Origin of the sequence: Streptomyces sp. NBC_00536 (assembly GCF_036346295.1) — a bacterium.
Classification (GTDB): Bacteria; Actinomycetota; Actinomycetes; order Streptomycetales; family Streptomycetaceae; genus Streptomyces.
This window is the reverse complement of record NZ_CP107819.1, coordinates 3,032,281-3,058,626: the sequence shown is the minus strand read 5'-3', so window position 1 is coordinate 3,058,626 and position 26,346 is coordinate 3,032,281. Positions and strand designations below refer to the sequence as shown.

The following is a 26,346-nucleotide window of genomic DNA, read 5'->3' as shown; positions in this document are numbered from 1 at the left end:
CGGCGCGCGCACCGGTGGTCGGCGATGAGGTGGGCGCTCGTCAAGGTGTGCCTCGCGGTCACCACCATGGTCGTCGCCGCCTTCGCGATCCCGCTCGGGCTGGTCGTCCGGGAGATGGCCAGCGACCGGGCGTTCTCCAACGCGGAACGGCAGGCCGCCACCATCGGCCCCACCCTCTCCATCACCACCGATCCGCTCCAGCTGCGCAAGGCCGTCGAGTCCACGCAGATGGGCGCGGCCCGCCGGATGGCCGTGCACGTCCCGGCCGTCGGCGGCGCCGCGGCCGTGGACATCGGCGGGCCGGGGGAGAGCGGTGCGGGCTGGGCCGGGGCGCGGGCGGTCGCCGAGACCCGCGGCTACGGGCGCGCGATGACGACCTCGGTGGCGGGCGGCGGATCGGCGCTGCTCCAGCCCACCGCCCTCGGCTCCGGCGACATCGCGGTGATCGAGATCCTCGTGCCCGAGAGCGAGGTCAGCAACGGCGTCACCACTGCCTGGCTGGTCCTCGCGGGCGTCGGCCTCGCGCTGATCGTGGGCTCGGTGGCGGTCGCGGACCGGCTCGGCGCGCGCCTGGTGCGCCCGGCCGAACGGCTCGCCGAGGCCGCCCACCGCCTCGGCGAGGGGAAGCTGGGCGCGCGGGTGCCCGAGGACGGGCCGAAGGAACTCCGCTCGGCCGCCGTCGCGTTCAACTCGATGGCGGACCAGGTCGTCGAACTCCTCGCCAGTGAGCGGGAGCTGGCCGCCGACCTCTCGCACCGGCTGCGGACGCCGCTGACGGTGCTGCGGCTCAACGCGGCCTCGCTCGGGGACGGTCCGGCGGCCGAGCAGACCCGGGCCGCCGTCGAGCAGCTGGAGCGCGAGGTGGACACCATCATCCGGACCGCGCGCGAGCAGCGGCCGGCCGCCGCGCAGGGGTTCTCGGGCGGCGGGTGCGACGCCTCGGAGGTGATCCGGGAGCGGATGGACTTCTGGTCGGCCCTCGCGGAGGACGAGGGCCGCGAGGTGCGGCTGGCGGGCGTGGACCGGGTCGTACGGATCCCCGTGGCCCGGCCGGAACTGGCGGCCGCGCTGGACGCGATGCTCGGCAACGTCTTCCGGCACACCCCCGAGGGCACCCCCTTCGCGGTGGACGTGCACGACGCGGGGGACGCGGTGATCGTGCTGGTCTCGGACGCGGGCGGGGGGATCGCCGACCCGGACGCGGCGCTGCGGCGCGGGAACGACGGGGGCCGGGACGGGTCCACGGGACTCGGCCTGGACATCGTGCGCCGGGTCGCCGAATCGACCGGCGGGGACGTACGGCTGGGGCGCTCGGTGCTCGGGGGGACCGAGGTGCGGGTGTGGATCGCCCTGGACGGGCGGACCCGGGGCGCGTCGGACGGGGCGCGCGGGCGCCGGGGGCGGCGCAAGCGGGGCAGGTGACGCCGGAAGCGTCCGGCCAGGGGCCCCGCGGGCGGGGCAACCGACGTAACCGCAGGCGGGCGGGGGCGCGCCTCGTGAAGTGCGCGCCGCGCGGTCGGTACGGTCCGGCGCATGGACACCCTTATCTTCGGCGGGCTCCTCGCCACCATGATCGCGATGTACCGGGACGCGTCCCGGACGATCGTGCTCGCGGCCTGGTGGGTCATGCTGCTCGCCGTGATCCTGCTGATGGCGCACCACATCACCAGCGGCCTCGCCCTGACCCTGAGCTACTGACCATGGCCGCGATGCGCAGCTTCATGCCCGAGGTCCCGCTGGCCGGCGGCCTGCTGGGACGGCTTCAGTACTGGTTCGCCTGCGTCTTCGCCATCGGCTGGACGGGGGTCGTCTGCGGGGGCCTGTTCTTCCAGTTCGTGCTCTGGGAGTACCCGTGCCCGCTCTGCATCGTGCAGCGGATGTTCATGCTGCTGGCCGCGATCGGGGCGGGCTACATCATCCGTACGGGGCTCACCACGGGCGCGGTGACGGGGCGCGACTACATGACGGGCTGGGGGCTGGCCCTGGTCGCGCTGATCGCCGGGTCCTTCGCCTCCTGGCGGCAGACCATGCTGCACATCCTGCCGGGGGACAAGGGGTTCGGGAGCGAGGTCTTCGGCCTGCACCTCTACGTGTGGGCGTGGGTGCTCTTCCAGGCCTCGGTCGTCGCGATCGGGATCGTCCTGGCCTTCGCGCACAACACGGCGGACCGGGCGGTGCCGGAGGACGGGCCGTACCGCGCGGTGGGGATGTTCGCGCTGTGGTTCCTCGGCGTGGTGATCGCGGTGAACGTGGTGGCCGTCTTCTTCGAGGAGGGGTTCCACTGGTTCCTCCCGGACGACCCGACGAAGTATCGGCTGCTGTACGACATCGGCATCCTCGGCTGACGGACGGGGGCCATCCTCGCCGGGTACCACTGCGCCGTTCACGCGTTCATGAAGCTGTATGAAGGGAATTCCGCCATGCGCTACGCAGTCCTCGGCACCGGCATCGTCGGCCGCACGCTCGCGGGGAAGCTCGTCTCGCTCGGCCACGACGTGCTGATCGGCACCAGGGACCCGGGCGCCACGCTCGCCGTCCGCGGGCCGAACGAGTACGGGATCCCGGCCTACGCCGACTGGCAGGCGGGCCACCCCGAGGTGCGGCTGGCCGCCTTCGCGGACGCCGCCGAGGGGGCCGACGTACTCGTCAACGCCACCGGCGGCCGGGTCAGCCTCCAGGCGCTGGCCTCGGTGGACCGCGCCCACGTGGACGGGAAGGTGCTGATCGACGTCGCCAACCCGCTCGACTTCTCCCGGGGGTTCCCGCCCGGCCTCGACCCGGTCGACAGCGACAGCCTCGGGGAGCAGCTCCAGCGCGCCCATCCGGCGCTGCGCGTGGTCAAGACCCTCAACACCATGCAGTGCGCGGTGATGGTCGACCCGGGCCGGGTCGCCGGTGAGCACCACGTCTTCCTCTCCGGGGACGACGGGGACGCGAAGAAGGAGGTGCGGGAGCTGCTGCACTCCTTCGGGTGGCCGGAGGCGAGCGTGCTCGACCTCGGCGGGATCGAGACCGCGCGCGGTACCGAGATGCTGCTGCCGATCTGGCTGCGGCTGATGGGCTCGCTCGGGCACACCGACTTCAACTTCCACATCCAGGGTGCGGGCGGCGGTCGGGTGACCCCCTGACGGGTGCGGATGTGTTGCCGGGGGTGGTGGGCGCGCCGAGTGTGGGCGTGACGGAAGGAGTCACGCATGAGAGTCATGCTCCGCGCCCACTACAACATCGCCGCCGCCAACGAAGGCATCAAGAGCGGCGCTCTGCTCAAGGCGATCGACACGCTGCTGGAGACCGTGCAGCCGGAGGCCTCCTACTTCGGCCTGGCCGAAGGGGTGCGGTCCGTGTGGATCGTCTTCGACCTGCAGGAAAGCTCGCAGGTGCCGGCGCTGGTGGAAGACCTGATCATGCAGTTCGAAGCGGAGGTCGAGATCGCTCCCGTGATGAACCGCGAGGACCTGGCCAAGGGGACGGCGGCGCTGAAGGCGATGAAGGGCTGAACGGACGGCGCGCCGGGCGGGCCGGGCGCGCCGAACCGGCCATGCGGACGGCGGTCAGCCGACGGGTTCGTCGGCCGCGCCCGAGGCCAGTCGCTGGGCCTGGGCGCGGCCGACTTCGGCTGCGCGGTGCAGGTAGTCGGCGATGACGGTGAGTTCCGCGTCCGAATAGCCGGCCAGTACCTCGCCGAAGGCGCGGCCCGGGGCATCCCAGGCCGCGCCGATGCGTGCGCGGGCCTCGGGGGCGAGGGCGACGAGGGAGCGGCGGCGGTCATGGGGGTCGGCGTGCCGCTCGACGATGCCCGCCTTGACCATCCGGTCCACGAGGCGGGTGGCCGAGCCCGAGGTCAGGCCGGTGAGCCGGGCGATGTCGCCGGTGCTGACGGGGGCGGGCTCGATGTCGAGGAGCGCGATGCACTGCAGGTCGGTGGGGTGCAGGCCGACGTGGTCGGCCATGGCCTGGCTGAAGAGGGAGTAGTCGGCGTAGTGCCGCTGGCTCTCGGTGACGACGCGCGCGAGCAGTTCGGCGCGGCTCCAGGGCTGGGCGCCGTCGGCCGGGGCGCTGGCGGGCTGGGAATCACCCGAAGGAAGTGAATCGGTTGACATCGGCTTCTCCATGCTCCAAATTTAACTGTGTGACGCAGAGAATGTGTCGCACAGAATCTGCGCCACGTATTCATCTTAACCGGGCGCACCATCGATTACGAAGGGACCCACCGCCATGACGATCCTCGTCACCGGAGGCCGCGGAGCCGTCGCCCGAGGCCTCGCCGCGCTCCTCGCCGAGCGCGGCATCCCGTTCCGGCTCGCCTCCCGCGAGCCCGCGGCCCCGGGCGCGGCTCCGGGCGCGGCTCCGGGTGAGGCCGCGGAGACCGTGCACTGCGATCTGACCGCCCCCGAGACCTTCCCGGCCGCCCTCGAAGGCGTTCGCTCGGTGTTCCTGTACGCCGCCGCCGAAGGCATCGACGCCTTCGTCGAGGAAGCCGTCAGGGCCGGGGTGGAGCACATCGTGCTCCTGTCCTCCGCCAGCGTGCTGGAGCCCGGCGCCCGCGAGAGCGCCCTGGCCGCGTCCCATCTCGCGGTGGAGGAGGCCCTGCTGGCCGCCCCGCTGCGGACCACGCTGCTGCGCCCCGGATCCTTCGCGAGCAATGCCCGCAGCTGGGCCTGGCCCATCCGCTCCGGCGCGCCGGTGCGGCTGCCCTACCCCGGTTCGCACAGCGACCCCGTCCATGAGGCGGACCTCGCCGAGGCGGCCTTCGCCGTCCTCACCGACCCGGGGCTCGGTGGCCGCGCCTACACCCTGACCGGGCCGCGCTCGCTGACCTTCGCGGAGCAACTGGACATCCTCTCCGCGGTGCTGGAGCGGCCCGTCGCGCACGAGACGGTCACCCCGCAGGCGTGGAAGGACTCCGTCGCGGAGTATGTGCCCGGGCCCTACGCCGACGCCCTGCTGGCCTACTGGTCCGCGGGGGTCGGGGTTCCCGCCGAGATATCCGGCTCCGTCGAACTGCTCACCGGACACCCGGCCCGCTCCTTCGCGGACTGGGCCGCCGACCACGCGGCCGACTTCTCCGCCTAGCGCCGTGACCCGGGAAACGCGAAGGGCCCCGGTCCGCTCGCGCGAACCGGGGCCCTTCAACAGGGTGAGTGACGGGACTTGAACCCGCGGCCACCTGGACCACAACCAGGTGCTCTACCAACTGAGCTACACCCACCATGTCCGGCGGGGAAACCCGACCGGCCGATTAAAAGGGTACAGGGTCCGAGAGGGTGCTCGCTCCCACCTTTTCCCCGGCCCGCCGGCCCCCGGCCGGCAGGCGGCTATTCGGCGGGGATGACGTGCTTCGCGGCGATGGTCCGGGCGGTGTCCGAGTCCGGCCCGGGCTGCGGGACGAAGACCGCTTCCCGGTAGTACCGCAGCTCGGCGATGGACTCCTTGATGTCCGCCAGCGCCCGGTGGTTCCCGCTCTTGGGGGGACTGTTGAAGTAGGCCCGCGGGTACCAGCGGCGCGCCAGCTCCTTGACCGAGGACACGTCCACGATCCGGTAGTGCATGTAGGCCTCAAGCGTGGCCATGTCACGCAGCAGGAATCCGCGGTCGGTGCCGACCGAGTTCCCGCACAGCGGGGCCTTGCCCGGTTCCTTGACGTGTTCCCGTACGTAGGCCAGGACCTGGGCCTCGGCATCCGCGAGGGTGGTCCCGCCGGCCAGCTCGTCGAGCAGGCCGGACGAGGTGTGCATCTCGCGCACCACGTCGGGCATGGTCTCCAGGGCGGCGTCCGGCGGGCGGATCACGATGTCCACGCCTTCGCCGAGCACGTTGAGCTCCGAGTCGGTGACCAGTGCGGCCACCTCGATAAGTGCGTCGTCCGCCAACGAGAGCCCGGTCATCTCGCAGTCGATCCACACCATGCGATCGTTCATGCGTCCCACCTTATGCGGAGCTTCCGTTTCTACGGACCTCCCCTGCGGGCCCGGGTGTGCGGCTCGCGGGCACGCGTCCCGGACATGCAGGTGCCCCCGGCCCTGATGAAGGGTCGGGGGCACCTGCCGTTCTGTGGTGTCCGCCGGTGCGGGGACTACGCGTGTTCGCGCAGGACCCGGCCGGGGGAGTACAGCTCGGTCACCGACGGTCCGGTGGCCGCCAGTGCGGCCGCGGCCCGGTTGGGCTGCGGCGTGCGCTGGTGCGGAACCGGCCCGTCCGAGAGCTGTGCCACCTGCGGTACGTCGGCCTGCGGCCGGCGCGCCCGGTAGGCGGAGCGGTAGGCGGCGGGGGAGGACCCCAGCTGCCGCCGGAAGTGCCCGCGCAGGGCGACCGGCGAGCGGAACCCGCAGCGCCCGGCGACCTCGTCGACCGAGTAGTCGGAGGTCTCCAGCAGCCGCTGTGCCTGGAGCACCCGCTGGGTGATCAGCCACTGCAGCGGCGCGCTGCCGGTCAGCGAGCGGAACCGCCGGTCGAACGTGCGCCTGCTCATGTAGGCGCGCGCCGCCAGCGTCTCCACGTCGAACTGCTCGTGGAGGTGTTCCAGCGCCCAGGCGACGACCTCGGCGAGCGGGTCGGCGCCGATCTCCTCCGGCAGCGACCGGTCGAGATAGCGCTCCTGGCCCCCGGTGCGGCGCGGCGGCACGACGAGCCGACGGGCCAGGGCCCCGGCCGCCTCGCTGCCGTGGTCCGTGCGCACGATGTGGAGGCACAGGTCGATTCCGGCCGCGGTGCCCGCGGACGTCAGCACGTCGCCGTCGTCCACGAAGAGTTCGCGCGGATCGACATGGACGGACGGGTACCGCTTGGCCAGCGTCGGCGCGTACATCCAGTGCGTCGTCGCGGGCCGGCCGTCCAGCAGGCCTGCGGCGGCGAGCACGAAGGCTCCCGTGCACAGCCCGACGATCCGCGCCCCCTCCTCGTGCGCCTGACGCAGTGCGTCGAGCGCCTCCGGTGGCGGCGGCGAAGTGATGGAGCGCCAGGCGGGCACGACGACCGTGCCTGCCCGGGCGATCGCCTCCAACCCGTATGGCGCGGTCAGTTCGAGTCCGCCGGTGGTCCGCAGCGGACCGTCCTCCCCGGCGCACACGAGCAGTCGATAGCGTGGAACTCCCGCGTCCTGCCGGTCAATGCCGAACACGGAGAGTGGAATGGAACTCTCGAAGATCGGACCGCCGCTGAAGAGCAGCACCGCAACAATTTCCCTGCGGCGGCGCCCTGCGAGCTTCCGGCCGGCGTCTGCGACGACGGCGGTGGAATCCTGGCTCATGGCGCTAAGCCCCCCTTGGGTGTCGCGACTCCTTGGTCTGGTCGCACCTGCACGTTTCCCCTCGGCCTTGCACGTGGATCCCCCGCCGTAAATACATGATCGAATCTACTGCGTCCCGTGGTGTCGGCGTGACAAGTTCAGCACGCAGCGCTATGTCGACTTGGCAACTTGGCGAAAAGCATTCGATCAGGAACCCTTCCACTCCGCCAGGCGGGTGGGAAGTGCGCCGCCCGCTGCTGGCCAGTACACGTAGGGTCAGAGCCATCCTGCAGCTCTGTCGTCCCTGGTGGTAGGGGGGTTGGGCGAGCGTTCCGGCAAGGGTGGAGTCCGGAAGTGAAGTTGGCTGAAAACATGCGGGCGCGCGTGTGCGAATCAGTCATTCGTGGGGGGAGATCCCGCCGGAGCCGTGGCAGCCGCGGTGTGTTCCGGCCCCGGGACGGGAGTGCCGGCCACGGGGCACGGCCCCCGGAGGGAGCGCCACCGGAACCCGGGCCGCGGCCCGCTGGGTCTTCTCCGAGTGGCGCAGCATCACCCGGCACACGGCCGTGACCGTCACCAGGCCCAGGGTCGCGACCGCGGCCCCGTCGAAGGAGGTCCCGTAGACGACGAGGACCACGGGGACGAGCAGGCAGCTGAAGGCGGCCCAGCGCACCACGTCACCCGCGGGATCGTCGCCCGGCTGCCGGGCCGGGTGCACGGACGAGTGAATGGCCGGGTGGCGGGAAGGCGGGAGGGATGAAGCGGACTGTGTCGGCGGAGCTGGCTGGACGGGGTGGACCGGATGACCGGGCACGGCGTACTCCCTGCGGGCTCTTCCTGGACGGTCGGACCCTTGTCCAACGCCGCGCGGCGGGCCTCGGTCACTGCGCGCAGGGGTGGCTCGTCACTGCCTGTAGGGGACAGCGGCCATTGCCAAGGAGCCCGCGGCTCCGGCATGCTCCCTTCGGCGCTCTCCAAGGGCGGCAAGGGGCGTCAAGCCCTGTGCATGGCAGGAGTGTCGCCGTACCCTGGGGGTAAGGGCTTGGGAAGATGGTTTCCCGGACAGACCCCCGTCACCCTGAGTCGCCGATTTCGCGCGACCCTGATCCCGAGGACCTTTCGCCGAGACGCCCATGGCCGGTCACGAATTCTCCGAACCCGCGGACCGCAAGCGCAAACCCCTCGCCGACTCCGTGTCGGCCGACCTGCGCGCGGTGGAACAGACACGTCTTGCCTGCGACCCGGCCTTCCGGCACGGGGTCGTGGTGGGATTCGACGGCTCGACGTCCAGCGAGCGCGCGCTCGCCTACGCGATCGGGATGGCCCGGCGCTCCGGCTCCGGTCTGATCATCGTCCATGTGGCCAACCGGCTGCCCACCACCGTGTGGGCGGGCTGTGAGCCCCCGGTCTTCGTGGACGTCCCGGACCACCGCACCGAGGTGCTCGGGCTGGAACTCGCCTGCGCCGATTATCTGACCGAGGTCCCCTGGATCCTGGTCGAGCGGGGCGGGGACATCTGCCACGAGCTGGAGGAGGTCGGCCGCGAGTATTCGGCCGACGCGATCGTGGTCGGCTCCACCCAGGGCTTCGTCGGGCGGATCTTCGGCTCGGTGGCCGGCCGTCTCGCGAAGCGGGCCCAGCGGCCCGTCGTCGTCATCCCCTGACCGGACGGTCTCCGTGACCGGACGGCCAACTCGTGACCAGATCCGCGTGACCGGATGTAGTCGGCCCGTTACCCGTCCCGTGACCCAGCCGTGACCCGCGGATTGGTGGATTGAGCGGTTGTGAAGGGTACATAAAAGTCGCTGGGACACAGCATAAAACTGCAGATCGAAGGGAGCCCGCCGTGGACAATGACGTCTCTGCGGGAAGCACGGCCACGACTTCGACCCTGGGGCACCTGGCTCTGGGGCTGACCCTTCTCGCGTTCGGAATCGGCCACACCGGCGTCATCAGCGGAGTGTCGGCCGCCGATTCCGTCTCGCTCGCCACCTACATCGGCGGCATCGCCCTGTTCCTCCTCGGGATCCTGGAGTTCCGCGGCGGCAACGGCTTCAACGGCACGGCGTTCGCCGGACTCGGCGCCTTCTGGTTCACCTGGGCCAGCGGGGCGGGTGACAAGGTCACCGCACACGCAGGCGGAACGTTTCTGGTGCTCTTCGCCCTGCTCGCGCTGACCCTCACCGTCGGCGCCGCGAGCGGGCTGTTCAGCCAGGGCATGTACGGCCTGCTGTTCCTCTCGCTGGTGCTGCTCGCGATATCGGCCTTCGCGGACAGCGGCTCGCTCGCCAAGGCGGCGGGCTGGGTCGCGGCGGTCGCCGGACTGCTCGGCTGGTACGGAGCCACGGCGGCGCTCGCCAAGTGGCCGATGGCGGTCGGCGGGCGCTCCCGCGGGGCCGTCGCCGCGGGCTGAGCCGCACGGAAGAACGCGACCGCCCCCCGTGCGCCGTGCGCACGGGGGGCGGTTCGCTGCCTGCTTCCGTCGGTGGCCGGGCCGATTACTCGACGGTGACCGACTTGGCCAGGTTGCGCGGCTTGTCGATGTCCCGGCCCAGCGACAGGGCCGTGTGGTAGGCGAGCAGCTGGAGCGGGATCCCCATCAGGATCGGGTCCAGCTCGTCCTCGTTCTTCGGCACCACAATGGTGTGGTCGGCCTTTTCCTGCTCCCGGTGGGCCACCGCGAGGATCCGGCCGCTGCGGGCCTTGATCTCCTCCAGCGCCGCGCGGTTCTTCTCCAGCAGGTCGTCGTCCGGCACGATCGCGACCGTGGGCATCGCGGGCTCGATCAGGGCGAGCGGGCCGTGCTTCAGCTCGGAGGCCGGGTAGGCCTCGGCGTGGATGTAGGAGATCTCCTTGAGCTTGAGCGAGGCCTCCAGCGCGACCGGGTAACCGCGCACCCGGCCGATGAACATCATCGACTTGGCCTCGGCGTACTCGGCGGCCAGCTTCTTGATGTCCTCCTCGCCTTCGAGGATCTCCTGGATCTGCGCGGGCAGCTTGCGCAGGCCCTCGATGATCCGCTTGCCGTCGGTGACGGACAGGTCGCGGATGCGGCCGAGGTGGACGGCGAGCAGCGCGAAGGCGACCACCGTGTTGGTGAAGCACTTGGTGGACACGACGCAGACCTCGGGGCCCGCGTGCACGTACACGCCGCCGTCGGCCTCGCGGGCGATGGCCGAGCCGACCACGTTGACCACGCCGAGGACACGGGCGCCCTTGCGCTTGAGCTCCTGCACCGCCGCGAGCACGTCGTAGGTCTCACCGGACTGCGACACCGCGATGTAGAGGGTGTCGGGGTCCACCACCGGGTTGCGGTAACGGAATTCGGACGCCGGCTCGGCGTCGGCCGGGATCCGGGCCAGGCTCTCGATGAGGCCCGCGCCGATCAGACCGGCGTGGTACGAGGTGCCGCAGCCCAGGATCTTGACCCGGCGGATGCCGCGCGCCTCGCGCGGGTCCAGGTTCAGGCCGCCCAGGTGCACGGTGGAGAAGCGGTCGTCGATCCGGCCGCGCAGCGCGCGGTCGACCGCGTCGGGCTGCTCGGAGATCTCCTTGTGCATGTAGGTGTCGTGGCCGCCCATGTCGTAGGAGGCGGCCTCCCACTCCACGGTCTCGGGCGTGGCGGTGGTCGTCGTACCGCTGGTGGTGTAGGTGCGGAAGTCGTCGGCCTTGAGGGTGGCCATCTCGCCGTCGTTGAGGGTCACGACCTGGCGGGTGTGGGCGATCAGCGCGGCGACGTCGGAGGCGACGAGCATCTCCTTCTCGCCGATGCCCAGGATGACGGGGGAGCCGTTGCGGGCGACGACGATGCGGTCGGCGAAGTCGGAGTGCATCACGGCGATGCCGTAGGTGCCCTCGATGACCTTGAGCGCCTCGCGGACCTTCTCCTCCAGGGTGTTCGCCTGGGCGCGGGCGATCAGGTGGACGATCACCTCGGTGTCGGTCTCGGAAGCGAAGACGACCCCGTCGGCCTCCAGCTTGGCGCGCAGCTCGGAGGCGTTGTCGACGATGCCGTTGTGGACGACGGCGACCTTGTTCTCCGGGTCCAGGTGCGGGTGGGAGTTGTGGTCGCTCGGGGCGCCGTGGGTGGCCCAGCGGGTGTGGGCGATGCCGGTGGTGCCGGTGAAGCGCTTCGGGACCTTCGCTTCGAGGTCGCGGACGCGGCCCTTGGCCTTGACCATCTTCAGCGCGGGGGACTTCGGGGTGTTGACGACCATGCCGGCCGAGTCGTAACCGCGGTACTCCAGTCGCGCCAGCCCCTCCAGCAGCAGCGGTGCCACGTCACGCTTGCCGATGTAACCCACAATTCCGCACATACGGTTCTTGCCCCTCCTGAAGTTCGGTGTTCGTGCCCGGCGGCGGCCCGGTGGCCGCCCGGCCGGTTCAGCCGTAGACGATGCGGCGCAGCTGCCGCAGCGACAGCTCCGGCGGCGCCACGGCGCGGTGCGGCAGTTCGGCCGCGATGCGTTCGAAGATCTCCGCGTTCACCGCGCCGCCGGACTGCAGCTCGCGGTGGCGGCGCCGGACGAATTCCTCGGTCGTCTCGTCGAAGTACGCGAGGACGTCGAGCACCACCCGGGCGGCTTCGCCGCGCTGGAGCGCGGTGCTGCGCACCAGGTGGTCGACGAGGTCGTCATGCGACGGGCGGCGATCGGACACCCGTAGATACTGGCGGGTGATCTCCGGGAATGCAAAGATCCTGCCCGAAATCGGGCAGGATCGCACTGGTACGGACCAACGGAAGCGAATAATCCGGTCCGGGTCGGTCAGAAACGACGCAAAACGGCCTGCTTCGCCGCCGTGAACTCCTCCGCCGTGAGCACCCCCGCCCCGTGCAGCTCGGCCAGCTCGCGCAGCCGCCGCAACAGCACGTCGTGATCCTCGGCCGCGGCCACCCCCGCGCCCGGGCCCGCCCCGAGTTCCTTCTCGCCCCATCCGGCGGGCACGGCGTCCCGCGGCGCCGCCGGATGCGGCATCCGCACCAGCACGGCCGCCGCGACCAGCGCCATCAGGGGGTCCTTCTTGAAGCCGAACAGCTCCACCGCGTACGGGTCGTACTTCGGCTCGGGAGCCGGCGGCGCCCCCGCCAGGCGGAAGCGGAGCCAGCCGTTGTCCAGCCCCTTCGCCGGAGCCCACTCCACCGACCGCAGCGCGCCCACCCGGAACTCGTGCGGCCCGGAGGACGCCTTGCCCTCCTCCGTCTTCCAGTTCCACTCCAGCGACACCCGGTCCCCGTCGAAGGACACCGTCCCGTCCCCGGCGCCGACCGTGACCGGCACCGCGGGCCCCGGCAGCAGGTACGCGTCCACCGGGCCCGGATCCACCTGTTCCAGCAGCAGGGCGGTCCGCACCTCCTCCACGAAGTACTCCGCGACCCCGGCCCGGTCCGCCCCCACCGTCAGCACGTACGGATCGGAAGCCTCCGGCAGCCGCCCGCCGGTCACCTGGAGCAGCGGGTCGGCCCCGTCGCGCAGGCGCAGCCGCAACCGGCCCGCCTTGCGCCCCGGTTCGTGGGATATCCCCGCCAGCGCGCGCAGCGGCACGGTCACCTCACCGAGGGTCTGCCGGAGCAGCCCCACCCCCTTGTCGCGGCCCGGCACGATGCGCACCACGTCCCCGTCGAAGGTCCAATTGCCGTCCTTCTGGATGATTTCCGCCATCCGTGGATTCTCGCACCGCCCACCGCGCCTATACCTGGGCTCATGAGAGTCCCGCGTACCTTCGCCGCCCTGCTGGTCCTCATGGCGGCGGTCTCGTGCACCGCCGCCCACGGGGACGACGGAAAACCGGGGGCCACGGCGCCCGCGCTCCCCGCCTTCCAACGGCTGCTCCCGGCGCCCGCGCAGGCCAGGGCCACGGCCCCGGGCACCGGTTATGTCCTCGGACCGGGCACGGTGATCCGCGCCGACCCGTCCTCCCCGGACACCCGGGAGAGCGCCGACCGGCTCGCCGAGCAGCTGCGCGCCACCAGCGGGCTGTCGCTGATGGTGGTGGACGGCGACCAGCGCGACGGGATCCTGCTGCGGATCGACGAGCAGGCCACGGCGCTGGGGGCGGAGGGGTACGAGCTGACCTCCGACGCAAACGCCGTGACCCTGACCGCGCACACCCCGGCCGGGCTCTTCTACGCGGTACAGACCCTGCGCCAGCTGGTCCCCGCGGCGGGCGGCGGCCTCGTCCAGGGCGGCACGATCACCGACCGGCCGCGCTTCGCCTACCGGGGCGCGATGCTGGACGTCGCCCGCCACTTCTTCCCGGTCGGCCAGGCGAAGCGGTACGTCGACCAGCTCGCCCAGTACAAGGTCAACACGCTGCACGTGCACCTGAGCGACGACCAGGGCTGGCGCCTCGCCATCGACTCCTGGCCGCGGCTGGCGGAGTACGGGGGCGGCACCGAGGTCGGCACCGGGCCCGGCGGGTCCTGGAGCAAGGAGGAGTACCGCTCGCTGGTGGAGTTCGCGAAGGAGCGGCACGTCGAGGTGGTGCCCGAGATCGACATGCCGGGGCACACGAACGCGGCGCTGGCCTCCTACGCGGAACTGAACTGCGACGGCAAGGCCCCCGCCCGCTACCGCGGGATCAAGGTCGGCTTCAGCTCGCTGTGCGTGCGCAAGGAAGTGACGTACACGTTCATCGACGAGGTGCTCGGCGAGCTGGCGGAGCTGACCCCGGGCCGCTACCTGCACATCGGCGGGGACGAGGCGCACAGCACCAGCGCCGAGGACTACGCGGCGTTCATGGACCGGGCGCAGGAGGCGGTGGCGCGGCACGGGAAGACGGCCGTGGCCTGGCACCAGCTGGCGGGAGCCCGCCCGGCGGACGGGACGGTGCTCCAGTACTGGGGGACCGCGACCACCGCGCCCGGGGAGAAGGGGAAGGTGGCGGACGCCGCCGCGCACGGGCACCCGCTGATCCTGTCGCCCGCGGACCGGCTCTACCTCGACATGAAGTACGACCTGACGACGAAGCCGGGGCTGACCTGGGCCGGTTTCGTACCGGTGAAGCAGGCGTACGACTGGGACCCGGGGACGTACCTGAGCGGGTCCGGAGTGCCGGAGTCCGCGGTACTGGGGGTGGAGGCCCCGCTGTGGACCGAGACCATCGCCACCCGCGCCGACCTGGAGTTCATGGCCTTCCCGCGGGTACTGGGCCTCGCCGAACTGGGCTGGGCGCCGAAGACCGCGCACAACTGGACGGCGTACGCGAAGCGGCTGGCGGCCCAGGGGCCGCGCCTCGACGAGCAGGGCGTGACCTTCTACCGGGCCCCGGACGTCCCCTGGTCCTGACCCGTGGGACCGGGCGCGCTGTGCGAGGGACCGTATCGACGGCGCGCCCGGCCCGCGGTCACCGCCGCGCGAAGGGCGCGACGGGGTTCTTGAGGGTGCCGACCAGCTGCAGCGCGGCGGCCGGGTCGGCGAGGTCGACCATCTGCTTGTTGTTGCGCAGCTGGAGCCGGTTCAGGCAGGACAGCTGGAACTCCTCGGCGAAGAGGTCGTAGCGCTCGAAACGCTCCGCGAGCTGCGGCACCGACTCCTGGTAGGTGTGGGCGCAGTCGGCGACCGCCCGCCAGAAGGTGTCCTCCTCACAGATGCCCTCCGCGTCCAGGATCGGGCCCAGGAAGCGGAAGAAGCAGTCGAAGACGTCGGTGAAGACCGACAGGAGCTTCATGTCCTCCGGGATGTCCGCCCGGACCCGCTCGACCGCGGGCGGCAGCACCGCGTCCGGGTCCATGACGACGATCTCCTCGGCGATGTCCTTGAAGATCGCCCGCTTCACCACCCCGCCCTCGATGACGAGGATCGTGTTCTCGCCGTGCGGCATGTACGCGAGGTCGTACTGGTAGAAGCAGTGCAGCAGCGGCACCAGGTAGGCGCGCAGGTACGAGCGCAGCCACTCGGCGGGAGCCAGTCCCGACTCCTCGATGAGCGCGCCCACGAAGGACCTGCCCTCGGCGTCGACGTGCAGCAGCGAGGCCATCGTGGCCAGGCGCTCGCCGTCGCGCAGGGACTCCACCGGGGATTCGCGCCACAGCGCGGCCAGCATCTTGCGGTACGGGGAGTACCGGTCGGTGGCCCGCTCGTACTGGCGGTGGTGGTAGCCGATGGCCGCCCGCTCGCGGATGATCGAGAAGTCGACCGAGCGCAGCGTCTCGTCGCCCTGGATCAGCTGGTGCAGCCAGTCGTTGATGGCCGGGGTGGCCTCCATGTAGGCGGCGGAGAGGCCGCGCATGAAGCCCATGTTGAGGACGGAGATCGCCGTCTTGACGTAGTGCTTGTGCGGCGCACTCTGATTGAAGAAGGTGCGGATCGACTGCTGCGCGAGGTAGGCGTCTTCGCCCTCGCCCAGCAGCACCAGCCGCTGGTTCGCGATCTCGGCCGCGAAGGTCACCGAGGTCTTGTTCCACCACTGCCAGGGGTGCACCGGCAGCAGGTGGTAGTCCGCGAGTTCGAGCCCCAGCTCGCGCAGCCGGGCGGCGAAGCCCTCGACGGCCTTCTCGCCCAGCTCGGCGCGGACGAAGGAGTCGTGGTCCAGGCCCGCGCCCGCCGTGAAGGTGGAGACGTCCTTGCGCGCCGCGACCCACACGAGGTGGACGGGGCTCGCGGCCTCGGGGGCGTACGAGAGGAACTCGTGGACGCCGAAGCCGAGGCGGCCGTTGTTCGCCACGAAGCAGGGGTGGCCCTCGGTCATGCCGGTCTCGATGTCCTGGAAGGAGGACGTGGCGAGGACCGCGGCGGGGGTCTGCTCCTTCGTGTACTTGAAGGCGGAGCCGGCGAGGGTGGAGGAGATCTCCTCCAGGTACACGGGCAGCACCTCGGGGCTCAGCCCGAGCGCCCCGCGCAGCTCGATGTGGAAGTCGAGCGCGTCGAGGGGGAGTTCCCGGCCGTCCTGGTGGCGGCTGACCGAGGACTCCTCGACCGCCCAGTGGTCCAGGGCGTGGCGCCGGGCGGTGAAGCGGTACTCCACGCTCCCGTCGTCGCTGCGGACGGCGTAGCGGTCCCCGCCGAGCGGCTCGGGGGTCAGCAGGCGCTCGTGCGAGAACTCGGCGAGGCCCTTGCGGACGAGGGCGCGGTTGGCGCGCTCCCAAAGCTCGGGGGAGAGGTGGGAGACGGCGTCGGCGAGGGTCATATCGAGGCTCCCTGCGCGGCCGTGGCCGCCTGGAACTGGGCGCGGGTGCAGAAGCTCAGCAGGGCTTCCTTCTCGGGCTTGGTGACGGGGCGCTCGGGCACGAAGCCGACCGCCGCGTTGAGGGCGTGCACGGCGGTGTTGCGGACGTCCGGCTCGACGACGACGCGCGCGGTCGCCGGGTCCGCGAACAGGGCCGCCATGACGGTGGTGATGACGGCGCGGGTGAACCCGTGCACCGGCCGGTCGCTGGGGGCGACCAGGAAGTGCATGCCGACGTCCCCGGGCAGGGCGTCGTACAGGCCGACCAGCTCCAGCTCGCTCGGGTCGTAGCGCTCCATCAGGAAGGCGGGCCGCCCGTCGTGCAGTCCGATGAACGCGTCGTGGTGTTCGGCCGCGGCGATCCTCATGTACTCGCGCTCGACGTCCGGCAGCGAGGCGTCCTGCATCATCCAGAACGCGGCCTTCGGGTGGGTGACCCAGCCGTGCAGCAGCTCCGCGTCGGCGAAGGGGTCCAGCGGCCGGACGGCGAAGGTGCCGAGGTCCGGGTCGGTGCGGGTGAAGAGGACGTCGGTGGTGCTCATGCGAGGGTGCCTTCCGGGGCGGCGAACTGCTGGAACGCGATGGACTTCTCGACCTTGTAGTACTCGCGGCCGAGCAGTTCCCCGACGATGTAGGCGTTGCGGTACGCGGCCATGCCCAGGTCGGGCGAGGTGATCGAGTGGTTGTGGACGGTCCCGTTCTGCAGGAACACGCCACGGCCGGTGGTGTCGATGCTGTAGTTGCGGGCCGCGTCGGGCCGCCCGTGGCCGTCGAAGTTGAGGCGCTCGCGGACCGGGGCGAGGAACTCCGGGAGGCGGTACCGGTAGCCCGTGGCCAGCACCAGGCCCTCGGTGGCGAGGGTGAAGTCGCGCTCCTGCTCCTCCTGGCGCAGCCCCAGGGTGTAGGTGCCCGTGGTGGTGTCGTACGCCGCCGAGTTCAGCGCGGTGTTGGTCAGCAGGGTGGTCGGGACCGGGCCCGGCGAGGAGACCTTCTTCTGGTAGAGCAGGTCGAAGATGGCGTTGATCAGCTCGCCGTCGATGCCCTTGAAGAGGTTCTTCTGCGTGCTCTCCAGGCGGTAGCGGGTCTCCTCGGGGAGCGCGTGGAAGTAGTCCACGTATTCGGGGGAGGTCATCTCCAGCGTCAGCTTGGTGTACTCCAGCGGGAAGAACCGCGGGGAGCGGGTGACCCAGTTGAGCCGGTAGCCGTGGACGTCGATCTCCGACAGGAGGTCGTAATAGATCTCGGCGGCGCTCTGGCCCGAGCCGACCAGGGTGATCGACTTCTTCCGCTGCAGCTCCGCCTTGTTCTGCATGTAGGCGGAGTTGTGGGTGACGTCGCCGCCCAGGCCCTCGCAGGCCGGGGGGACGAAGGGCGGGGTGCCGGTGCCGAGGACCAGGCGGCGGGCGCGGTGCACGGAACCCCGGTCGGTGTGGACCTCGTACAGCCCGGTCCGCTCGTCGTGGGTGACCTCGGTGACGGAGGTGGAGTACAAGACGTTGTCGAGGCGGTCGGCGGCCCAGCGGCAGTAGTCGTTGTACTCGGCCCGCAGCGGGTAGAAGTTCTCCCGGATGTAGAAGGAGTACAGCCGGTCCTTGTCCTTCAGGTAGTTCAGGAAGGAGAAGGGCGAGGTCGGATCGGCCAGCGTGACCAGGTCCGACATGAACGGCGTCTGCAGGTGCGCGCCGTCCAGGAACATCCCGGCGTGCCACTCGAAGTGCGGCTTCGATTCGATGAACAGGCCGTCGAGCTCGTCGATGGGCGCCGTCAGGCAGGCGAGTCCCAGGTTGAAGGGACCGAGCCCGATGCCGATGAAGTCGTGGGGCTCAGTGGTGGACGGCAAGGGATTCTCCCAGGAACTGCTCGGCGTGTGCGGCGAGAAGGTCGAGGACGGCCGCGATGTCGGCCGTCGTGGTCTGCGGGTTGAGGAGGGTGAACTTGAGGTACTGGTCGCCGTCCACCTTGGTGCCGGCGACGACCGCCTCGCCCGAGGCGAACAGGGCCTTGCGGGCGTGCAGCTGGGCCTCGTCGAGGAGGTCCTCGCGGTACTCGCCCCCGGCGGGGAGGTAGCGGAAGACCAGCGTGGAGAGCTGCGGCTCGACGACGACCTCGAAGCGGGGGTCGGCGTCGATCAGCTTCCAGCCCTCGGCGGCCAGGTCGATGACCTCGTCGAAGAGCGAGCCGATGCCGTCCGCGCCCATCACGCGCAGGGTCATCCAGAGCTTGAGGGCGTCGAAGCGGCGCGTCGTCTGGATCGACTTGTCGACCTGGTTGGGGATCCGCTCCTCCGCCATCCGGCGCGGGTTGAGGTAGTCCGCGTGGTACGTGGCGTGCTTGAGGGTGTCGCGGTCGCGGACCAGGACGGCGCTGGAGGAGACGGGCTGGAAGAACGACTTGTGGTAGTCGACCGTGACCGAATCGGCCCGCTCGATGCCGTCGAGGAGGTGCCGGCGGGTGGGGGAGGCCAGCAGGCCGCAGCCGTAGGCGGCGTCCACGTGCATCCACGCGGAGTGCTCGGCGGCCAGGTCGGCGATCTCCTGGAGCGGGTCGATGGACCCGAAGTCGGTGGTGCCCGCGGTGGCGACGACGGCCATCGGGAAGAGGCCTTCGCGGGCGCAGTTCTCCAGCTCCAGGGCGAGGACCGAGGTGTCCATCCGGCGCTTGGCGTCGCAGGGGACGGAGATGACCGCTTCGTAGCCGAGGCCGAGCATGGCGGCCGACTTCTGGACGCTGAAGTGGCTGCACTCGGAGGTGAAGATGCGGAGCTTCGGCAGCACCTGCGACTTGGTCAGGTCGAGGCTGCTCTGCATGACGGTCCGGCAGGCCTCGTCCCGGGCGAGGAGCAGCGCGTGGAAGTTCGACTGGCTGCCGCCGGAGGTGAAGACGCCGTCCGCGCCGGGGCCGAAGCCGATGCGCCCGGAGGTCCAGTCGATGAGGCGGCGCTCGATGAGCGTGCCGCCGATCGACTGGTCCCAGGTGTCGAGCGAGGAGTTGACGGCCGAGAGGACCGCCTCGCCGAGCACGGCGGGGATGACGACCGGGCAGTTGAGGTGACCGAGGTAGCGCGGGTGGTGGAAGTACACCGCGTCGCGCAGGTAGACCTCTTCCAGCTCGTCCAGGACGAGGGCCGGGTCCTCCAGCGGCTTGTCCAGGTCGATCCCGTTGATGACCGGGGCGAGTTCGTCGACGGATATGCCGGTGTGGGGGCGTTCCGTGGTGGCGATTTTGGCGGCCACGCGTGCGACGCCCTCGGTGACGGAACGCCGGTAGAGGTCCGCGGTCGTCTCGTTGAGCAGATGCTGACGCATCAACTGGTTCCTCCGGGCAGGGAAGAGAGGGTGGGGTGCGTTGATTAGGTTAGCCTAACCTAAGTTCTGCACCAAATGGGGAAGGGCCCCGGCGGGAAGCCGGGGCCCTTCACGTTGTCTGTCAGAGCGCGGAGTCGGGGTCCTCGCTGGGAGCCTCGCCCGCGTACGCCTCGGCGAGCAGCTGCTCCTCGCTCCTGCCGAGCCGCCAGTAACCGGTGAAACGCACCGCGCGCCGGTCGATGGAACGTTCCTGCACGACATGGCGGCGGACCGCACGCACCGTGCCGGCCTCGCCCGCGATCCATGCGTACGGAGCCCGCGCGTCCGGGACTTCGGCCGCCCGCAGCGCCTCCAGCACCCGCTCGGTGCGCCCGGGCCCCTGGTCCGCGCGGACGATCCAGGTGATGTCCGCGCCCGCCGGGGCCGCCGGCGCGAGCCGGTCGTCCTCGTGCGGCACCTCGAACCAGGCCCGCACGCGGGCGTCGTCCGGGAGCCGCTCCAGGATCGCCGCGGCCGCGGGCAGCGCGGTCTCGTCGGCGTACATCAGGACCAGGTCCGTGTCCGCGGGCGGCTGGAACCGTACGGACTTGTTCTCCGCGACGGCCGGGCCGATCGCCAGGATCCGGCGGCCGGACACCGCCCGGCCCGCCCAGGAGGAGGCGGGGCTGCCCTCGCCGTGCAGGACGAAGTCGATGTCGACCTCGTCCACGCCCGCCTCCGTACGCCGCTGCTCGCGCACGGTGTACGAACGCATCACCGGACGCTCCTCCTCCGGCATCCCGCGCCAGGCGCCGAACCAGGTCTCCTCGTCCGTGGACGGGAGCGTGGTGTGCTCCTGGTGGGGCGGCGGGAGGAAGAGCGAGAGGCTCTGGTCGTACCCGCCGGAACGGAAGTCCGCGAGGGACTCGCCGCCGAAGGTGACGCGCAGGAACGAGTGCCCGAGGCGCCGGGTGCGCAGCACTTCGAGTGCGAAGAACCGGAAGTGGGCGACGGCGGCCGGGGCCGGTTCGGTGACGGTGGCCGGTTCGGTGACGGTCATGCGGAGAGTCCCCCCTGGGAATCGGTGTGGTCGCGGGCGCGGTGGGCCGGGGTCAGCCGAGCTTCTTGGCCTTCTCGATGGAGACGGCGAGGTCCTCGACGAGCTGGGCGGCCTTGTCGTAGGAGTAGATCGGCTCGGTGACGCGCGGGATGACCTGGCCGGCCTTGACGGCGGGCAGTTCGTTCCAGGTCGGCTTGGCCTTGAGGGCCTCCGGCTGGAGGGTGGCGCTGCGGTTGTCCAGCATGATCACGTCGGCCTTGTACTTGCCGGCGTTCTCCCAGCTGAGGCTCTCGAAGAAGCCGCCCGCGTCCAGCTTCTCGGGGGTGACGAACTCGACGCCCAGCTCCTCGAAGTACTTGAGGTCGGCCGAGGTCTTCGCGGTGGAGACGTAGAACATCTGGTCGGCGCCCGAGCCGACGAGCACCTTGACGCCCGGGTTGGCCTTGGTGGCCGCGCGCAGCTTGGCGGAGGCCGCCTCGAAGCGGGCCTTGGCGTCGACGACGTTCTTGGCGTTCATGTCGGCGCCCAGGGACTTCGCCAGCTCCGCCATCCGCTCCAGCGGCTTGGTCAGGGTGACGTCGCCGCCCACGGCGATGGCGGCGGGCGGGGCCAGCTTCGTGATCTTGTCCTTGGAGGCCTCCGGCACGTACCAGAGCGCGCCGTCCCAGGTGTTGGTGATGAGGAGGTCGGGCTGCAGCGCCGCGTACTTCTCCACATTGAACTGGTCGTAGGCGTTGCCGAGGATCTCGACCTTCTTGACGTCCATCGAACCGGCCTGCACGTCCGGCTTGCCGTCCGGCAGGGTCGTCGGGCCGAACACGCCCTTGACCGGGATGCCGTAGTCGTACAGCGCGGCGGCCGTGCCGGTGAAGGCGACGATGTTCTTCGGCTTGGCCTTGAGGGAGATCTCCTTGCCGAGGTCGTCCTTGAAGGTCCAAGCGCCCTGGGCGGCCCCCGCCTTGTCCGTCCCGCCCTTCTCCGACTTCGCGTCGGAACCGCCGCACGCGGTGAGCGCGGCGACGAGCCCGAGGGCGCCGGTCGCGGCGATCAGGCCGCGACGGGTGAGGAGGGAGGATCGGGACTTGGGCATGTGGGTGTCCGCTTTCGTGCGTTGCAGGGGCCGGTCCAGGCCGGTCTCGACCGGTCTCGGGCGTTCGCAACGAAGGTTAGCCTAACCTCATGCCTGATTGGTAAGGGGGGCCTAACTTTTCACGTTCCCTGATCCCTTGCCGGAACGCGCGACGGCGCCCGCCGCGGTGTGCGACGGGCGCCGGGTGCGCAAGGGTGGGTGGAGGTCAGCCGGAGAAGCCCAGCTCGCGCGCGATGAGCATGCGCTGCACCTCGCTGGTGCCCTCGCCGATCTCCAGGATCTTGGAATCCCGCCACATGCGGGCCACGGGGTACTCGTTCATGAACCCGTACCCGCCGTGGATCTGGGTGGCCTCGCGGGCGTTGTCCACGGCGACCGTCGAGGAGTACAGCTTCGCGAGCGCCGCCTCCTTCTTGAACGGCTCCCCGTGCACCAGCCGCGACGCCGCGTCCCGCCAGCCGAGCCGCGCCATGTGCGCGCGCATCTCCATGTCCGCCAGCTTGAACTGGATGGCCTGGTTGTCGCCGATCGGGCGGCCGAAGGCGTGGCGCTCCTTGGCGTACTTCACCGACTCGTCCACACAGCCCTGGGCCAGGCCCGTCGCGAGCGCGGAGATGGCGATCCGGCCCTCGTCGAGGATCCGCAGGAACTGGGCGTAGCCGCGGCCCTCCGCGCCCACCAGGTTCGCCAGCGGCACCCGGACGTCGGAGAAGGCCAGTTCACGGGTGTCGGAGGAGTTCCAGCCGACCTTGGAGTACGGCGCCGCCACCGTGAACCCGGGGGTGCCCGCGGGGACGATGATCGAGGAGATCTCGGGGCGGCCGTCGGCCTTGCGGCCGGTGACGGCGGTGACCGTCACCAGACCGGTGATGTCGGTGCCGGAGTTGGTGATGAAGCACTTCGACCCGTTGATCACCCACTCGTCGCCGTCGCGGACGGCCGTGGTGCGGGTGCCGCCCGCGTCCGAACCGCCGTCGGGCTCGGTCAGGCCGAAGGCGCCGAGGATCTCGCCGGAGCACATCCGCGGCAGCCACTCCCGCTTCTGCTCCTCGGTGCCGAACAGGTGGATCGGCATGGCGCCCAGCGAGACGCCCGCCTCCAGGGTGATGGCGACGGACGAGTCGACGCGGGCCAGCTCCTCCAGGGCGATGCCGAGGGCGAGGTAGTCGCCGCCCATGCCGCCGTACTCCTCCGGGAAGGGCAGCCCGAACAGGCCCATCCGGCCCATCTCGCGGACGATCTCGTACGGGAACTCGTGGCGCTCGTAGAGGTCGCCGATCTTCGGGGCGACCACGTCGTGCGCGAACGCCTCGACGGTGCGGCGGAGTTCCTCGTGCTCGGGGGTGAGCCGGTGGTCGAGGGCCATGGTTCTACTGCTCCTTGTGGGAGAGGGCTTTGACGGTGCGGGAAGGGCTGGGACGGCCCAGCTGTTCGGCCATCCACACGCTCGTGGCGGTGAGGGCGGCCAGATCGACCCCGGTCTCGATGCCGAGGCCGTCGAGCATCCACACGAGGTCCTCGGTGGCGAGGTTTCCGGTGGCGCTCTTCGCGTACGGGCAGCCGCCGAGGCCGCCCGCGGAGGCGTCGACGGTGCTGACGCCGTGCTGGAGCGCGGCGAGGGTGTTGGACAGGGCCTGTCCGTAGGTGTCGTGGAAGTGGACCCCGATCAGGTCCGTCCCCACGCCCTCCTCGTTCAGTTCGGACAGGAGGGTCTGGACGTGGCCGGGGGTCGCGACGCCGATGGTGTCGCCCAGGCTCAGTTCGTCGCAGCCGAGGTCGACCAGCGCCTTGGCCACCCTGACGACCTGGTGGACCGGGACCGGGCCCTCCCACGGGTCGCCGAAGCACATCGACAGGTAGCCGCGGACGTGCGCCTTGGCCGCCTTCGCCCGGGCCACGACCGGCTCGAACATGGCGAGGGACTCGTCGACCGTCCGGTTGAGGTTGCGGGCGGCGAAGGTCTCGGTCGCGGAGCCGAAGACGGCGATCCGGGTCGCGCCGAGGGCCAGGGCCCGGTCCAGACCGCGCTCGTTGGGCACGAGGACGGGCAGGGCGGCGGGGACGTCGGACAGCAGCGGGAAGAGTTCCTCCGCGTCGGCCAGCTGGGGCACCCACTTGGGGTGCACGAAGCTGGTCGCCTCGACGGTGGTGAGACCGGCCGCGGCGAGGCGGTGGATGAACTCCGCCTTCACCGCGGTGGGCACGGCGGTCTTCTCGTTCTGCAGGCCGTCGCGGGCGCCCACCTCGTGGATGCGGACCCTGGCCGGGAGGTCGGGGGTGGGGAAGGCCATGGGGAGCCCGTTCGGCGCGTTCACTTGGTCTCTTCCTCGGCGGCGGGGGTGACCACGGCCAGGATCTGGTCCATGGCGACGGTGGTGCCGGGGGTGACGTCGAGTTCGGTGACGGTCCCGGCGTGCGGCGCGGAGATGACGTGCTCCATCTTCATCGCCTCGACGACCAGCAGGCTCTGGCCCGCGGCCACCTCGTCCCCGACGGCCACCTTCACGACGGTGACGGTGCCGGGCATGGGGGCGGCGAGGGTGTCGGCGCCGGAGCGGCCGCGGCCGGTGAGGGAGGCGGTGACGGGGTCGTGGTCCTGCACGTGCCAGGTGTCGCTGTCGCGGCCGATCCACCGGCCCTCGGGGGAGGTCGCGTGGGTGAAGCGGTGGGTGATGCCGTCGAGTTCGACCGTGACGGTGTTCTGGGTACGGGTGATGATCCGGCCGCGGGCCGGTGCGCTGGGGCTCCGCCCCAGACCCCGCGCCTCAAACGCCGGCGGGGCTGGATTTGCCCCGGGGTCGGCAGCCGTCGGCGAGGCTGGGTTTGCCCCGGGAGTGGCCTTTGGCGGGGCTGGATTGGGCTCGGCGTTGGCGAGGAGCAGTTCCGTGGTCGCGCCCGTGCCCGTGCCCGTGCCGGTGCCCGAGGGGCGGGTGCGGACCTCTACGGGGTCCGCGCCCGGGAGGCGGAAGTGGTGGACCGTCCAGGCCGGAGTCCCGCCCAGGCGCCACCCGTTCGGGACGCCGAACGGATCGACCCACACCCCCAGCCCCTCCGGCGTTTGAGGAGCGGGGTCCGGGGCGGAGCCCCGGTTTCGGGAAGGGGCGGGGTGGGGGAGAGCCAGCAGCGCAGCTGCCGCGTACACCTCGTCCGGGACTCCCTCCGGGAGGAGGGACGGGAGGTCGCGTTCGACCAGGCCCGTGTCCAGGTCGCCGGAGACCACGTCGGGGTGGGCCAGCAGCCTCCGCAGGAACCCGGCATTCGTCTGGACGCCCAGGATCACCGTGTCCGCCAGGGCACCCCGCAGGATCCGCAGGGCACTGGCCCGGTCGGGCCCGTAGGCGATGACCTTCGAGAGCATCGGGTCGTAGGTGCTGCCGACCGGCACGCCCTCGGTCAGTCCGGAGTCCGTACGCACGGCGCCGCCGTCGGGCTCGGAGAGGGCGAGCACGGTGCCGCCGGAGGGCAGGAACCCGCGCGCCGGGTCCTCGGCGCAGACGCGGGCCTCGATCGCGTGGCCGGTGAGGGTGATGTCGTCCTGACCGAAGGCCAGGGCCTCGCCGGAGGCGACCCGCAGCTGCCACTCCACCAGGTCCAGGCCCGTCACCAGCTCGGTGACCGGGTGCTCGACCTGGAGGCGGGTGTTCATCTCCATGAAGTAGTACGAGGAGGGGTCCCCGCCCGGCACGATGAACTCGACGGTGCCCGCGCCGACGTACCCGCAGGAGCGGGCCGCGGAGGTGGCGGCGGCGCCCATCGCCTCGCGCAGTTCGGGGGTCAGCAGGACGCTCGGGGCCTCCTCGATGACCTTCTGGTGGCGCCGCTGGAGCGAGCATTCGCGCTCGCCGAGGTGGACGACGTTCCCGTGGGCGTCGGCCAGGACCTGGATCTCGATGTGCCGCGGGCGGTCGACCCAGCGCTCCACGAGCAGGGTGTCGTCGCCGAAGGAGGACCGGGCCTCGCGCCGCGCGGCCGCGATCTCCTCGCCCAGCAGGGCCTCGTCGCGCACCAGCCGCATGCCCTTGCCGCCGCCGCCCGCGGAGGGCTTGAGCAGGACGGGCATGCCGATCTCGCGGGACGCGGCGGTCAGTTCGGCGTCGGTGAGCCCGCTGCCGGAGGAGCCGGGGACGACCGGGACGCCCGCCGCCCGTACCGTCTCCTTCGCGCGGATCTTGTCGCCCATCAGCGCGATGGCGGTGGCGGGCGGCCCGATGAAGGCGAGGCCCGCTTCGGCGCAGGCGGCGGCGAAGGCGGCGTTCTCGGCGAGGAAGCCGTAGCCGGGGTGGACGGCCTCGGCGCCGGTGCGGCGGGCGGCGTCGAGCAGCCGCTCCACCGACAGGTAGCTCTCGGCGGCGGCCGCCGGGCCGATCCGGACGGCCGTGTCGGCCTCCCGTACGTGCCGCGCGTCGGCGTCCGCGTCGCTGAACACGGCGACCGAGCGCACGCCCAGCTGCCGGAGCGTACGGATGACCCGGACCGCGATCTCGCCCCGGTTGGCCACCAGAACAGTGCTGAACATCGAAGA

25 protein-coding genes and 1 tRNA gene are annotated in these 26,346 nt (G+C 71.3%); 9 read left to right on the top strand and 17 right to left on the bottom strand.

Annotated features, from left to right (window positions below; all coding sequences use genetic code 11):
• Positions 1-24: 24 nt before the first annotated feature.
• The 5 genes from OHS33_RS13210 (at position 25) to OHS33_RS13190 (ending at position 3,497) form a co-directional block, all read left to right on the top strand.
• The gene (locus OHS33_RS13210) at positions 25-1,422 is read left to right on the top strand and encodes a sensor histidine kinase (protein ID WP_330330598.1); all 1,398 of its coding nucleotides are present in this window, start codon (positions 25-27) and stop codon (positions 1,420-1,422) included.
• A 111-nt stretch (positions 1,423-1,533) separates the two neighbouring features.
• The gene (locus OHS33_RS13205; protein WP_330330597.1) at positions 1,534-1,698 is read left to right on the top strand and encodes a DUF5993 family protein; all 165 of its coding nucleotides are present in this window, start codon (positions 1,534-1,536) and stop codon (positions 1,696-1,698) included.
• 11 nt (positions 1,699-1,709) lie between these two features.
• A complete protein-coding gene (locus OHS33_RS13200) occupies positions 1,710-2,345 on the top strand; it encodes a disulfide bond formation protein B (protein WP_330330596.1) in 636 nt (211 codons plus the stop codon).
• A 75-nt stretch (positions 2,346-2,420) separates the two neighbouring features.
• Positions 2,421-3,128 (top strand): NADPH-dependent F420 reductase, encoded by a 708-nt coding sequence (locus OHS33_RS13195; RefSeq protein ID WP_330330595.1) that lies wholly within the window; start codon positions 2,421-2,423, stop codon positions 3,126-3,128.
• Positions 3,129-3,194: 66 nt separating this feature from the next.
• A complete protein-coding gene (locus OHS33_RS13190) occupies positions 3,195-3,497 on the top strand; it encodes a hypothetical protein (RefSeq protein WP_330330594.1) in 303 nt (100 codons plus the stop codon).
• A gap of 54 nt (positions 3,498-3,551) precedes the next feature.
• Here OHS33_RS13190 and OHS33_RS13185 read toward each other — a convergent pair whose 3' ends face one another.
• Positions 3,552-4,100, bottom strand: a complete 549-nt coding sequence (locus OHS33_RS13185) for a MarR family winged helix-turn-helix transcriptional regulator (RefSeq protein WP_330330593.1) — start codon at positions 4,098-4,100, stop codon at positions 3,552-3,554.
• Positions 4,101-4,215: 115 nt separating this feature from the next.
• Between OHS33_RS13185 and OHS33_RS13180 the strand changes: the two genes are divergently transcribed.
• On the top strand, positions 4,216-5,073 hold the full coding sequence (locus OHS33_RS13180; protein ID WP_330330592.1) for an NAD(P)H-binding protein: 858 nt from the start codon (positions 4,216-4,218) through the stop codon (positions 5,071-5,073).
• Positions 5,074-5,136: 63 nt separating this feature from the next.
• On the opposite strand, the gene OHS33_RS13175 is transcribed toward OHS33_RS13180, so the two are convergent.
• From OHS33_RS13175 to OHS33_RS13160, 4 genes are all read right to left on the bottom strand, one after another.
• A tRNA-His gene (locus OHS33_RS13175) sits at positions 5,137-5,209 on the bottom strand.
• Positions 5,210-5,315: 106 nt separating this feature from the next.
• Positions 5,316-5,918 carry an oligoribonuclease gene (orn, locus tag OHS33_RS13170; protein WP_330330591.1) on the bottom strand — a complete coding sequence of 201 codons (603 nt, stop codon included), beginning with the start codon at positions 5,916-5,918 and terminating at the stop codon, positions 5,316-5,318.
• A gap of 155 nt (positions 5,919-6,073) precedes the next feature.
• A complete protein-coding gene (locus OHS33_RS13165) occupies positions 6,074-7,246 on the bottom strand; it encodes a helix-turn-helix domain-containing protein (RefSeq protein WP_330330590.1) in 1,173 nt (390 codons plus the stop codon).
• Positions 7,247-7,622: 376 nt separating this feature from the next.
• Positions 7,623-7,943 (bottom strand): hypothetical protein, encoded by a 321-nt coding sequence (locus OHS33_RS13160; protein WP_330330589.1) that lies wholly within the window; start codon positions 7,941-7,943, stop codon positions 7,623-7,625.
• A 415-nt stretch (positions 7,944-8,358) separates the two neighbouring features.
• On the opposite strand from OHS33_RS13160, the gene OHS33_RS13155 reads away from it, so the two are divergent.
• Both OHS33_RS13155 and OHS33_RS13150 read left to right on the top strand, forming a co-directional pair.
• On the top strand, positions 8,359-8,889 hold the full coding sequence (locus OHS33_RS13155) for a universal stress protein (protein WP_330330588.1): 531 nt from the start codon (positions 8,359-8,361) through the stop codon (positions 8,887-8,889).
• A gap of 182 nt (positions 8,890-9,071) precedes the next feature.
• Positions 9,072-9,638, top strand: a complete 567-nt coding sequence (locus tag OHS33_RS13150) for a GPR1/FUN34/YaaH family transporter (RefSeq protein ID WP_330330587.1) — start codon at positions 9,072-9,074, stop codon at positions 9,636-9,638.
• Between the two features lie 85 nt (positions 9,639-9,723).
• Here the strand turns inward: OHS33_RS13150 and glmS are convergent, their stop codons facing one another.
• The 3 genes from glmS to OHS33_RS13135 all read right to left on the bottom strand — a co-directional run bounded on the left by glmS (position 9,724) and on the right by OHS33_RS13135 (position 12,885).
• A complete protein-coding gene (gene glmS, locus OHS33_RS13145) occupies positions 9,724-11,541 on the bottom strand; it encodes a glutamine--fructose-6-phosphate transaminase (isomerizing) (protein WP_330330586.1) in 1,818 nt (605 codons plus the stop codon).
• A gap of 67 nt (positions 11,542-11,608) precedes the next feature.
• Positions 11,609-11,884 (bottom strand): hypothetical protein, encoded by a 276-nt coding sequence (locus tag OHS33_RS13140; protein ID WP_330330585.1) that lies wholly within the window; start codon positions 11,882-11,884, stop codon positions 11,609-11,611.
• 107 nt (positions 11,885-11,991) lie between these two features.
• Positions 11,992-12,885 (bottom strand): DUF4429 domain-containing protein, encoded by an 894-nt coding sequence (locus tag OHS33_RS13135; protein WP_330330584.1) that lies wholly within the window; start codon positions 12,883-12,885, stop codon positions 11,992-11,994.
• Between the two features lie 42 nt (positions 12,886-12,927).
• On the opposite strand from OHS33_RS13135, the gene OHS33_RS13130 reads away from it, so the two are divergent.
• Positions 12,928-14,511, top strand: a complete 1,584-nt coding sequence (locus OHS33_RS13130; RefSeq protein ID WP_330330583.1) for a beta-N-acetylhexosaminidase — start codon at positions 12,928-12,930, stop codon at positions 14,509-14,511.
• A 58-nt stretch (positions 14,512-14,569) separates the two neighbouring features.
• Here the strand turns inward: OHS33_RS13130 and OHS33_RS13125 are convergent, their stop codons facing one another.
• From OHS33_RS13125 to OHS33_RS13085, 9 genes are all read right to left on the bottom strand, one after another.
• A complete protein-coding gene (locus OHS33_RS13125; RefSeq protein WP_330330582.1) occupies positions 14,570-16,351 on the bottom strand; it encodes an IucA/IucC family protein in 1,782 nt (593 codons plus the stop codon).
• Positions 16,348-16,932: a GNAT family N-acetyltransferase gene (locus tag OHS33_RS13120; protein ID WP_330330581.1), complete on the bottom strand. Its 585-nt coding sequence runs from the start codon at positions 16,930-16,932 to the stop codon at positions 16,348-16,350. The genes OHS33_RS13125 and OHS33_RS13120 overlap by 4 nt, the downstream gene beginning before the upstream one ends.
• Positions 16,929-18,230, bottom strand: a complete 1,302-nt coding sequence (locus OHS33_RS13115; protein WP_330330580.1) for a lysine N(6)-hydroxylase/L-ornithine N(5)-oxygenase family protein — start codon at positions 18,228-18,230, stop codon at positions 16,929-16,931. The genes OHS33_RS13120 and OHS33_RS13115 overlap by 4 nt, the downstream gene beginning before the upstream one ends.
• Positions 18,214-19,695 (bottom strand): pyridoxal phosphate-dependent decarboxylase family protein, encoded by a 1,482-nt coding sequence (locus OHS33_RS13110; RefSeq protein WP_330330579.1) that lies wholly within the window; start codon positions 19,693-19,695, stop codon positions 18,214-18,216. The genes OHS33_RS13115 and OHS33_RS13110 overlap by 17 nt, the downstream gene beginning before the upstream one ends.
• Before the next feature lie 121 nt (positions 19,696-19,816).
• A complete protein-coding gene (locus tag OHS33_RS13105) occupies positions 19,817-20,734 on the bottom strand; it encodes a siderophore-interacting protein (RefSeq protein WP_330330578.1) in 918 nt (305 codons plus the stop codon).
• 52 nt (positions 20,735-20,786) lie between these two features.
• Entirely contained in the window at positions 20,787-21,824 is a 1,038-nt protein-coding gene (locus tag OHS33_RS13100) for an ABC transporter substrate-binding protein (protein ID WP_330330577.1), read from the bottom strand.
• Positions 21,825-22,029: 205 nt separating this feature from the next.
• On the bottom strand, positions 22,030-23,190 hold the full coding sequence (locus OHS33_RS13095) for an acyl-CoA dehydrogenase family protein (protein WP_330330576.1): 1,161 nt from the start codon (positions 23,188-23,190) through the stop codon (positions 22,030-22,032).
• Between the two features lie 4 nt (positions 23,191-23,194).
• Entirely contained in the window at positions 23,195-24,115 is a 921-nt protein-coding gene (locus tag OHS33_RS13090) for a hydroxymethylglutaryl-CoA lyase (protein ID WP_330335031.1), read from the bottom strand.
• 20 nt (positions 24,116-24,135) lie between these two features.
• Complete coding sequence (locus tag OHS33_RS13085) at positions 24,136-26,340, bottom strand: ATP-binding protein (RefSeq protein ID WP_330330575.1); 2,205 nt, start codon at positions 26,338-26,340, stop codon at positions 24,136-24,138.
• Between the last annotated feature and the right edge of the window lie 6 nt (positions 26,341-26,346).

Excerpts from the sequence above, each read along its gene's own strand:
- OHS33_RS13210 (WP_330330598.1), top strand. The coding sequence starts at position 25 with ATGAGGTGGGCGCTCGTCAAGGTGTGCCTCGCGGTCACCACCATGGTC.
- OHS33_RS13205 (WP_330330597.1), top strand. The coding sequence starts at position 1,534 with ATGGACACCCTTATCTTCGGCGGGCTCCTCGCCACCATGATCGCGATG.
- OHS33_RS13200 (WP_330330596.1), top strand. The coding sequence starts at position 1,710 with ATGCGCAGCTTCATGCCCGAGGTCCCGCTGGCCGGCGGCCTGCTGGGA.
- OHS33_RS13195 (WP_330330595.1), top strand. The coding sequence starts at position 2,421 with ATGCGCTACGCAGTCCTCGGCACCGGCATCGTCGGCCGCACGCTCGCG.
- OHS33_RS13190 (WP_330330594.1), top strand. The coding sequence starts at position 3,195 with ATGAGAGTCATGCTCCGCGCCCACTACAACATCGCCGCCGCCAACGAA.
- OHS33_RS13185 (WP_330330593.1), bottom strand. The coding sequence starts at position 4,100 with ATGTCAACCGATTCACTTCCTTCGGGTGATTCCCAGCCCGCCAGCGCC.
- OHS33_RS13180 (WP_330330592.1), top strand. The coding sequence starts at position 4,216 with ATGACGATCCTCGTCACCGGAGGCCGCGGAGCCGTCGCCCGAGGCCTC.
- orn (WP_330330591.1), bottom strand. The coding sequence starts at position 5,918 with ATGAACGATCGCATGGTGTGGATCGACTGCGAGATGACCGGGCTCTCG.
- OHS33_RS13165 (WP_330330590.1), bottom strand. The coding sequence starts at position 7,246 with ATGAGCCAGGATTCCACCGCCGTCGTCGCAGACGCCGGCCGGAAGCTC.
- OHS33_RS13155 (WP_330330588.1), top strand. The coding sequence starts at position 8,359 with ATGGCCGGTCACGAATTCTCCGAACCCGCGGACCGCAAGCGCAAACCC.
- glmS (WP_330330586.1), bottom strand. The coding sequence starts at position 11,541 with ATGTGCGGAATTGTGGGTTACATCGGCAAGCGTGACGTGGCACCGCTG.
- OHS33_RS13135 (WP_330330584.1), bottom strand. The coding sequence starts at position 12,885 with ATGGCGGAAATCATCCAGAAGGACGGCAATTGGACCTTCGACGGGGAC.
- OHS33_RS13130 (WP_330330583.1), top strand. The coding sequence starts at position 12,928 with ATGAGAGTCCCGCGTACCTTCGCCGCCCTGCTGGTCCTCATGGCGGCG.
- OHS33_RS13125 (WP_330330582.1), bottom strand. The coding sequence starts at position 16,351 with ATGACCCTCGCCGACGCCGTCTCCCACCTCTCCCCCGAGCTTTGGGAG.
- OHS33_RS13120 (WP_330330581.1), bottom strand. The coding sequence starts at position 16,932 with ATGAGCACCACCGACGTCCTCTTCACCCGCACCGACCCGGACCTCGGC.
- OHS33_RS13110 (WP_330330579.1), bottom strand. The coding sequence starts at position 19,695 with ATGCGTCAGCATCTGCTCAACGAGACGACCGCGGACCTCTACCGGCGT.
- OHS33_RS13105 (WP_330330578.1), bottom strand. The coding sequence starts at position 20,734 with ATGACCGTCACCGAACCGGCCACCGTCACCGAACCGGCCCCGGCCGCC.
- OHS33_RS13100 (WP_330330577.1), bottom strand. The coding sequence starts at position 21,824 with ATGCCCAAGTCCCGATCCTCCCTCCTCACCCGTCGCGGCCTGATCGCC.
- OHS33_RS13095 (WP_330330576.1), bottom strand. The coding sequence starts at position 23,190 with ATGGCCCTCGACCACCGGCTCACCCCCGAGCACGAGGAACTCCGCCGC.
- OHS33_RS13090 (WP_330335031.1), bottom strand. The coding sequence starts at position 24,115 with ATGGCCTTCCCCACCCCCGACCTCCCGGCCAGGGTCCGCATCCACGAG.
- OHS33_RS13085 (WP_330330575.1), bottom strand. The coding sequence starts at position 26,340 with ATGTTCAGCACTGTTCTGGTGGCCAACCGGGGCGAGATCGCGGTCCGG.